The organism is Companilactobacillus sp. y65-5 (genome assembly GCF_057541095.1).
Window position 1 is genome coordinate 24,337 of sequence record NZ_BAAJOA010000011.1, and the last position, 6,101, is coordinate 30,437.

The 6,101-nt window shown below is 40.1% G+C and carries 9 protein-coding genes and 1 pseudogene; 2 read left to right on the forward strand and 8 right to left on the reverse strand.

Annotation, left to right across the window (positions count from 1 at the left end; all coding sequences use genetic code 11):
* Nucleotides 1-4: 4 nt before the first annotated feature.
* Genes trsD through mobQ form a run of 6 tightly spaced genes read right to left on the reverse strand, consistent with a single transcriptional unit; the run spans nt 5 to nt 4,457 of the window.
* Complete coding sequence (gene trsD / locus AC27FM_RS12685) at nt 5-664, reverse strand: TrsD/TraD family conjugative transfer protein (RefSeq protein ID WP_046041334.1); 660 nt, start codon at nt 662-664, stop codon at nt 5-7.
* Entirely contained in the window at nt 633-995 is a 363-nt protein-coding gene (locus AC27FM_RS12690) for a hypothetical protein (protein WP_061777529.1), read from the reverse strand. The genes trsD and AC27FM_RS12690 overlap by 32 nt, the downstream gene beginning before the upstream one ends.
* Before the next feature lie 21 nt (nt 996-1,016).
* Nucleotides 1,017-1,352 (reverse strand): CagC family type IV secretion system protein, encoded by a 336-nt coding sequence (locus tag AC27FM_RS12695; RefSeq protein ID WP_015474618.1) that lies wholly within the window; start codon nt 1,350-1,352, stop codon nt 1,017-1,019.
* Between the two features lies 1 nt (nt 1,353).
* Nucleotides 1,354-1,968 carry a hypothetical protein gene (locus AC27FM_RS12700; protein WP_487088849.1) on the reverse strand — a complete coding sequence of 205 codons (615 nt, stop codon included), beginning with the start codon at nt 1,966-1,968 and terminating at the stop codon, nt 1,354-1,356.
* A 38-nt stretch (nt 1,969-2,006) separates the two neighbouring features.
* On the reverse strand, nt 2,007-2,345 hold the full coding sequence (locus tag AC27FM_RS12705; protein ID WP_011222043.1) for a hypothetical protein: 339 nt from the start codon (nt 2,343-2,345) through the stop codon (nt 2,007-2,009).
* 51 nt (nt 2,346-2,396) lie between these two features.
* On the reverse strand, nt 2,397-4,457 hold the full coding sequence (gene mobQ, locus AC27FM_RS12710; protein WP_125715949.1) for a MobQ family relaxase: 2,061 nt from the start codon (nt 4,455-4,457) through the stop codon (nt 2,397-2,399).
* A 252-nt stretch (nt 4,458-4,709) separates the two neighbouring features.
* Here mobQ and AC27FM_RS12715 point away from each other — a divergent pair, with 252 nt between their 5' ends.
* Together AC27FM_RS12715 and AC27FM_RS12720 are read left to right on the forward strand one after the other, a co-directional pair.
* A complete protein-coding gene (locus AC27FM_RS12715) occupies nt 4,710-4,937 on the forward strand; it encodes a hypothetical protein (protein WP_003555660.1) in 228 nt (75 codons plus the stop codon).
* A 22-nt stretch (nt 4,938-4,959) separates the two neighbouring features.
* Nucleotides 4,960-5,238, forward strand: coding sequence for a hypothetical protein (locus AC27FM_RS12720; protein ID WP_057904517.1), 279 nt, complete (start codon nt 4,960-4,962; stop codon nt 5,236-5,238).
* Here AC27FM_RS12720 and AC27FM_RS12725 read toward each other — a convergent pair.
* Both AC27FM_RS12725 and AC27FM_RS12730 read right to left on the reverse strand, forming a co-directional pair.
* Nucleotides 5,228-5,917, reverse strand: a pseudogene (locus AC27FM_RS12725) (ATPase). The gene AC27FM_RS12720 and the pseudogene AC27FM_RS12725 sit on opposite strands and share 11 nt — an antisense overlap.
* A gap of 1 nt (nt 5,918) precedes the next feature.
* Nucleotides 5,919-6,101 (reverse strand): hypothetical protein (locus AC27FM_RS12730; protein ID WP_487088853.1); only part of this gene is annotated, 183 nt, incomplete at its 5' end.

Below are 6,101 nucleotides of genomic sequence, written 5' to 3' on the forward strand. Positions count from 1 at the left end.
CCCCCTATCCATTAAAATTGATTAAGTTCTTTAAAATCTCTTGGACTTCTTGACTGGTCAAAACTTTGGCCGTCACATCAAAATCCGTTAACGCATTTTCAATGTCTCGTTTAACCTGTTCGATCTTTTCGTCTAAATGAGTGACGGCTAAGTTTAAGCTTTTAACGCTCTTGTCTTTAATCGGTACCTTAACGATTAGCAGGTGTTGCTTAGTTGTCATGTTTTTGGATTCCTGGACTTTAGTAAAGTGGTCCAAATAACTGGCTATGAGTTGGATTTTGAACTGTTGCTCCGGGTGATCTTTTTGTAGTGCGAGATACCGCCGTTTGAGACCATTGAGATAAGCCGTCATATTGACGGGAATCGTCGGTTCTAAGAACTGTAACGTGTCATCAACGCCTTCACCTAAGGTACTCATCAGAAACGCGCCATAGTCCTCAAAAACGTCCTGTTGTTCGGTTTCATTAAGTAGATCAAGGTTGATCCCACTAACTTCCAAAATGCCAACAAGATTACCCGTTTTGGTAACTTCGTAATTACCATACATACCCACCACCAAGCTCATGTCATCAATGGTCTCTTTGCCACCATTGATTTTAGGCGGTTGGTAATCCCAATCGAGCTTGGCTGTTTTATTGGCGGTTTTGCTCTTCTTCAAACGCATTTAGTTCGCCTCGCTTCTTCGGTTTTAAATAAAACAGTTTCTGACCATTGGCATAGCGACGTTTCAACTTAAAGTTATCCCGCACTTTAATATTCTTCCGCACCGCAACTGGCCGAATTGTTAAAATAGCCATGACAATCGTCATGGCTAAGACAACAATCACTATTTTTATCAGGACTAAAATCAGGCCATAGGGTGGGATCGCAATAAAAATTAAGCCCACTAGTCCTGCCAGCGCCGCATAGCCAAAATCCTTCAAGGTATAGTCTTTCCAGATCCCATAATCTTTATCTACGTTCTCTGGAAAGATAAATTCTTTTCCTTTCTTCATTTTGGCAGGCTCCTTTTTAAATTAAGTGAATAGGCTGTAAACCCAAGGTAATAGCCAGATAATCGCTGCCGCTAGGGCCACTAAACCAGCCACCCGACCAACCGCGTGATAAACCTCTGATTTCTCTCGTGGATCGTCTGCGTCAGGCATTCTTTTGATAATAATAAATAGCGCGACACAAATCCCAACTAAAACGACCAAGCCAGTTAAAATACCTTGAATCGTCTTACCAGCTTGAGTTAACTTGCTTTTAACTTCGCCGCCGTCCGCCGCCAAAACAACCTGGGCGTTCATCAGCCCTAAATAAATCGCAGTAGCTCCAGTGGTTGCTAGCGCTTTTACTTTGCTGAACTTCATGTTATTCCTCCTTTCCCTCGTCTTCTGATGACCGTAATTGAACTTGTTCTGCCTGGGTTTGCTCGGGTTCTCGCTGATAGAATTTGTCCAATTGCTCCTCGGCAATTTGCTGGCTTGGTAATGGGTCAGTAGCTAAATTAACGCAGCCATTTTCACTCGTGGCTAAGTAATACTCCTTTTCTGACTGACCTAGCTCTTGGGTCTCTAAGACATGCAAATTATGTTCGTAACGGCCTAAGGCGTTATCAACTTCTAAGCCATAGAAGCCTAAGAAGCCTTCTAAGAAGCTTTCACCAAAAAAGGTCATTTCGTTTTTGATCTGCTTATATTGATGGGTCGGTTTGTCACTCACCAATTTTTCAGTCTTTTTAGCATTGTGACTGTCTTGATGGCGATTAAACCAGCCCCTAAGTTTTAATGGCGGAGTTTTTAGCTGACGTTTAATGGTCTTCTTAATCATTGCTCGACGAACTTCATCGATTGGCTGGCCGTCTTGATCTAAAATTGCTTGTAACTGTTTTGGATCAGTCAATGCTTGGTCATCATCAACCACAATCGCCTTTTGATCATCATGAACTAGCTTGCCATTAATGCCTTGCCAGCTTTCTACTTTCATTGGATCACCTCCTTATGTTGTTTGTTGGGTTAGAAATATTAAACAACTAGCTTTCCCCTAACCCGCCCGGTAAAATGGATTATTAGGAGGGTAACACCTAGAAGGCGTATTTCTAGGTGCTGATCCCCGTTAGCAACTTCACTGCTTACGAGGACGCCCTCTTTTTTTATGTGGTTTTTAACCCACTCTATCCCTTCATCAGATATTAATTTATTGGTACCTGAACCAAGCAAAAATTGATCAGGGAACTCTGGATGTCGTTTGATCCAGTTGCTGACATAATTTCGGCCACGCCCCAGCTTATGATTAGCTTGCGTTAGGCTGTACCATTCCTGATTGCCTGTCACATGTAAGTTCTCCTTTCTTAATTTAGTCATAGTTTAGCACTAAAAGGTGTAACTTACACCATTTATTTTTTTACATTTAGGTTACAAATGCATGCCCCCATCTTCATGCCGGTTTCGAGTTTGGTGTTGCCGTTGCTTTTTCGTCATTTCCCACTCGGTCTCTTTTAGTCCACGTAGTTGCTGCTTTCTTAGATAGTCCGTATTTTTCGCATATAAAATGGTTATTAAGGCTTCGTCCAAAATATTCATCAGGTAATTTTTCGGGCTAGTTGGGTGGTAATTAATGGCCTGATAGTCCTTAACTTGAGCTTGCTTATATTGGTCAAACCGGGTTGCCTGTTGTTTCAAATGGGCTTGCACCATTTCAATTTGTTGGTGATCCAACTTAGGATCTTGGCCACATTCGCCGATAAACAGTTGCCGGGTGCCATCATGTTTTAAGACCCGTTGTAGCCGATGGTCCTGAATATCTTTTAATTCAATTTTGCCTAACAGGTAATTTAAACCGGCTTGGTGTTGCTGACTAGTAAAGACTACCGGTGGCTGCTGTTGTAATTGACTAAGATCATCGGCGCTTAATGGCTTTAATTCTGGGTCATAGTAAACCACAGCGGTATAGATTTGCTCCTTGTCAATCGTCTCTAGCTTATCGAGGTCACTGTCCGGAAAAGCAGTCGTTAGAATGCTGTCATATTGGGTTTGCACCACGGCTTTAACTTCCCGCATAACCCGTAAATCTTTCACCGCTTTAGAAATGAATTCGAGTTCGTTAGGTTCATAAGCGGCTAGCATGCCCCGATCAGTATGCTTCAAATCGTCTAACTGGTGACCATGTTTGGCTAGTACCGTGGTTAATTGCTTCTCAATCGTCTGGACTTGCTGATTAACTAACTGCCAGCTGGTATATGGCCGCTTGGTAAACGTCAATAATTGCTGGGTTAATAAGTCGTTTCGAATATCCGCTAACCGTTCTGCCAATTCGCTACCTTTAAAAATCGTTTGTTCGCTATTAGTCTCCTTAATTAGTTCCCGTCGTTCAGCCGCGGTTGTCTGTTCAAAATCAAGTTCTGGATATAATTTTTTAGTTGCTCGTTCCACCACTTTATTTAACAACTGATTAGCTTGTGCTAGTGATGTCGTTTGCTGGTCAATAGTCAGCAGTTGCTTAGTTACATCTTCACCAACGGCATGTTTAATTAATAAGCTGTTTTTCCAATTAAACAGCATGCGCTGTTTATCGTCTAAATGCTCTAAATCGACATAGGTTTTCAGTTGTTGACTTAGGTGGCTAATCGTGTGCTTTTCGGAAAATGATAACTCGTCAGTTAATGCGTCAAAATGTTCATGATTTCGGATCTTTTCGTTAATATTATGATACTTAGCTTGAGTGCTTCTTTGTGCTCTAACTTGTTGATTAAATGCTTTTCTGTTTTGTCGTTGACTGTTAATGCCTTCGTGTTGGGTAGGTGTCTCTTGAATTTCTTGATCGACAAATGATTTTTCGCTAATTCGATCGGGAATATTTTTTTGTGCTAAAGACTGATTAACACTTGTTGCCCAATTATGCCGCCACTCATTAATTTTTTCCTTTTTATCCCAATCAACTAACCAAATTTTTCTTTGTTTTGGGAACCCACTTTTAGTTAGAAGTTGCTTTCCATTTTCATCTTTAATGTACTGCGTTTTTGCCTTTAATCCCCAAGTACCATCGGGGTTAAAGGGCCGATTAGTTAACATCACATGAGCATGCGGATTATCCGGGTGATCACGATGAATTGCTACGTCAGCTACCATACCTTGATCGACAAAATTATCTTGCACGTATTTAGTTAATAATTCTTTCTGTTCATCTTCGCTTAATTCTACCGGTAAAGCTACGTTAAACTCTTTTGCATACCGTGAGTTTGATTTACGATCTTTCTTTTCAACTTCATTCCACAACTTCTCCCTATCATTCGCCCATTCCGGTGCATTTTTTGGCGTCAAAATAAAGCTTTCTGGCATTACCGATCGGGCATAGAAATATCGGCGACCTTCTTTATCATCAAATAATTTTTCACCACTTCGATAAGCAGCACTGGCAATGGCACTTCGTCCTTTTCCAGCACTAATATTACTAAAACTCATATGAAAAATTGCCATGTCGGTCACCACCTTTCTTTGGGTATATGGGCTTGACTTTGTTGTCGCCATCGGCGACTTCTAATACAGGTTTTTGGGGGTTAGCACAACATAGAATTCATTCTATGTGTAAGTGCGCATTGACCTCGTTTCACTCGGTCTGCTGATTCTCCTGAATTTACTTTTAGTGTATGCCTTCCGCTTCGCTATTTCAACTTTTATACTTTGACTTAACGTTTCCTATATGATATAGTTTCAGTGATTATTTCTAATATGATTGGAGGGATCGTTATGTCTCAAAGTAACTTAGAAAAACAAGAAGCTAAATTAAAAGCCCTTAATCAAAAAATTAAGGACGAAAAAAATAAGATTGAACAACGGCTAGGTAAACAAATCATCAGTCAAGCCAATTTAGATTATGCTAATTTGTCTAACGATCAGATTAAGCTTTTAGCTAAGCAATTTTCTGAATTTTTAAAGGTAAAGTCCGTAGATCATTAGCCATACGAGATGGGGAAATTCCATGTCTAATCAATATGAAAAACTAGTCGAGCAGCAAGCGCGTTTAAAACAAAAAATTGAGCGGGAAGATTTTAAATTACGGCAATCTAAATACTATGAAAGCCGACAAGACCGCAAAGCACGTTCTCGCCGATTAATTCAAAAAGGGGCTTTGCTAGAAAAATACTTTCAAGCTGATAACCTTTCGGTTGAACAAACCGAAGAACTTTTAAAAACATTTGCTGACTATGTTAACGCCCATAAACCAAATAAACTCAAAAACGATCAGCCTAATAACTAGGCCGATCGTTTTTATTTTCTGAATTATTCATGGGATTTCTAATTTTTAAATCTGGATTATTTTTAACAAAGTCATTTAGTTGTTTCTGTATAGCTGCCTCAAAGGTGATTTTGGGATTTATCCAAGGAAAGTTATGCAAATTATTTTTGATCACTTGGTCATGTTCTCGTCTGTAAACTGACACAAATTTTTGGCTATTATCGTAGATCACGACATTATCAGCTTTGAATGCAACTATTGCTAAATTATGATTTGATTGATTATAGCGTTTTTTAACAATTTCATCTGGTACTCCGTGCCCACCTTTTTTGACCCGTTCATGAACCCGATTAATTGCTACTCTTTCGTTTTTTTATGCCACGTATAAAAGCGTGACCTCAAAACCATTTTGGTGAGCCCGCTCGATTAAATTTAATTGTGCCTTTCCTTGGCCAGCTAAGGTTGTTTCAACATGAATACTCTGCCCGGTATCTAAAGCCGCGTGGGGTTGTTTTATTTCTTCGCGCATTGCCCTAACGTTATCACGATCTTTATGCCAATCGCCACCCATTTTTTGTAGGATTTCATCGGCATTTAATCGTTTGGAGTGAGTAAATAATTCGGGTCTCGCGCGATATAAAGTGCTTTTACCAGCACCGTTTATCCCAGCCACGATGATGTATCTCTTTAGCTCACTCATGTTAAATCACGAAATGCTTTTCGTTGATAATTTGCTCTTGGCGTTTATCTAAGAGGTAAGTGTGTAACGCGTCAAACAGCTTGCGTTTATCAGGATCTGGATTATGGGCTGCTTGCTCCCAAATGTCTTGAATATCGACTGCCCATGGGTCAGCCAACAATTGATCAATTGTTTCGACTTCTTT

Coding starts and splice junctions, on each gene's coding strand:
- trsD (WP_046041334.1), bottom strand. CDS start 664: ATGCGTTTGAAGAAGAGCAAAACCGCCAATAAAACAGCCAAGCTCGAT.
- AC27FM_RS12690 (WP_061777529.1), bottom strand. CDS start 995: ATGAAGAAAGGAAAAGAATTTATCTTTCCAGAGAACGTAGATAAAGAT.
- AC27FM_RS12695 (WP_015474618.1), bottom strand. CDS start 1,352: ATGAAGTTCAGCAAAGTAAAAGCGCTAGCAACCACTGGAGCTACTGCG.
- AC27FM_RS12700 (WP_487088849.1), bottom strand. CDS start 1,968: ATGAAAGTAGAAAGCTGGCAAGGCATTAATGGCAAGCTAGTTCATGAT.
- AC27FM_RS12705 (WP_011222043.1), bottom strand. CDS start 2,345: ATGACTAAATTAAGAAAGGAGAACTTACATGTGACAGGCAATCAGGAA.
- mobQ (WP_125715949.1), bottom strand. CDS start 4,457: ATGGCAATTTTTCATATGAGTTTTAGTAATATTAGTGCTGGAAAAGGA.
- AC27FM_RS12715 (WP_003555660.1), top strand. CDS start 4,710: ATGATTGGAGGGATCGTTATGTCTCAAAGTAACTTAGAAAAACAAGAA.
- AC27FM_RS12720 (WP_057904517.1), top strand. CDS start 4,960: ATGTCTAATCAATATGAAAAACTAGTCGAGCAGCAAGCGCGTTTAAAA.